The sequence below is a fragment of the Mesorhizobium sp. M2A.F.Ca.ET.037.01.1.1 genome, from assembly GCF_003998075.1.
Classification (GTDB): domain Bacteria; phylum Pseudomonadota; class Alphaproteobacteria; order Rhizobiales; family Rhizobiaceae; genus Mesorhizobium.
Genome location: NZ_RZSA01001274.1, coordinates 1 through 1,562, shown reverse-complemented (window position 1 = coordinate 1,562; position 1,562 = coordinate 1). Strand labels below are relative to the sequence as shown.

The 1,562-nt window shown below is 67.4% G+C and carries 1 pseudogene; it reads right to left on the bottom strand.

Annotation, left to right across the window (positions count from 1 at the left end):
• A pseudogene (locus EOA27_RS35855) lies at positions 1-1,562 on the bottom strand (translocation/assembly module TamB); the annotation flags it as partial.

Below are 1,562 nucleotides of genomic sequence, written 5' to 3'. Positions count from 1 at the left end.
GTGTGCCGGTCAGGCGGTTGATCCTGGCCACCCCGCCGCCGATCGAGACTTCGGCGGCGATGTCGTTCACCGCCAGGCCGGAGCGCGCATCGATGAGGCGCGCGCCGGATGTCGTGACTTTGCCGCTGATAACCGGCGCGGATGCAGGACCACGCACTTGCACATCGACATTGGCGATGCCGTTGAGCGCCAGCCCTTGCGCGGCGAGCTTTGCGGCCAGGAAGGAGAACGGCACCTTGCCGTTGAAATCGAGCGCCAAGGTTGGCGTGCCCGCCGTCGTCACCGAGCCGCCGCCCTTGAGGCCGAGGCCGGCGCCGTCGCTGATGTTGGCGTCGAAGGCGAGCTTGTTGCCGGCAAAAGTGCCGGATGACGACACATTCATGCCGCCAAGGCCGGCGCCACGCGTCTGCGAGGTCTGCACGCCGGCGGCATCGATCTTGAAGGCGACCGAGGGGGTCGAAGGCTGGCCGGTCACCTTGACCGTGCCCGAGATCGAGCCGGCCGCGTCGAGACCCGGCGAGAAACTGTTGGCGAGCGAAATCGGCACCCGGGCGAGGTTGGCGTTGATGTCGAGCGCCTGCGCGACCTTGCCCGTCACCGTTGCCGTGCCGCCGCCGAGGTTGAGCACCAGCCGGTCGAGCGTGGTCACGCCATTGGCGACGGTCACCGTCGAGGCCTGCGCGATCGCGGCCTTGATGCCCTGCACGGTCGCCTGGCCGGAGGCGAGCTCGATGGTCGTGGTTCCGTTCGCCACTTTCACGCGCCCGGCGGCTTTGGCCGGGATGTTCTTGACGGTGGCCCCGCCGGAAAAACCGGTCCAGTCGCCGTCGCGCTTGAGATCGACATCGATGCCGGTGATGGCGGTGCCGCCGGAAGTCACGCTCTCCGCCCGCACCGTGCCGGCGATCACCGGTGCTGCCAGATAGTTCGCGATCTGCGCGTCGATGGCGACATTCCTGGCCGAGAGATCGCCGCGCTTGATCTCCGAGGTGTTCGCTTTGACCGCGACATTCGGCCCGTTGGCCGCCTTGGTAAAGGCGATCGTGCCGCGCACATTGCCTTCGGCCTTTTCCAGGGCCAGCGCAGCGAGCGGTCCGATATCTGGCAGGTCGAGCGAAACGGTGCCCACCGGCACGAAAGCATCGTCGAGCACGAGATCGCCGGAAAACTTGTTCGGTCCGAGGGACAGCAAAAGCCCGTTGATCGCGCGGCTGCCATTGGTGGTGGCGAGCGCGGCGCTGCCTTGCAAATTCTGCCCGGCGACATTGCCAGTGAGCTGCACATTGGCTGCCGGATTGGCGGCATCGGCTTTGCCGGTGGCCGTCAGCTTCAGTCCGGTGATCTCGCGCGCCGCCACGAGGAGCCGGTCGCTGTCCACCGTCATCGACAGGTCGGGCGCGGCGACCGGGCCTTGCGCGTTGAGGGCGAAAGCGATGGCGCCCTTGGCGTCCTTCGAGAGCCCCGAAACATCGCTCAACGCGCCTCTGATCCCGGCGGCCAGCTTGCCGTCGGCAAGGCTCGCCTGGCCATCGGCGCTAAGCGCGCCTGAATTGAGCTTGAGG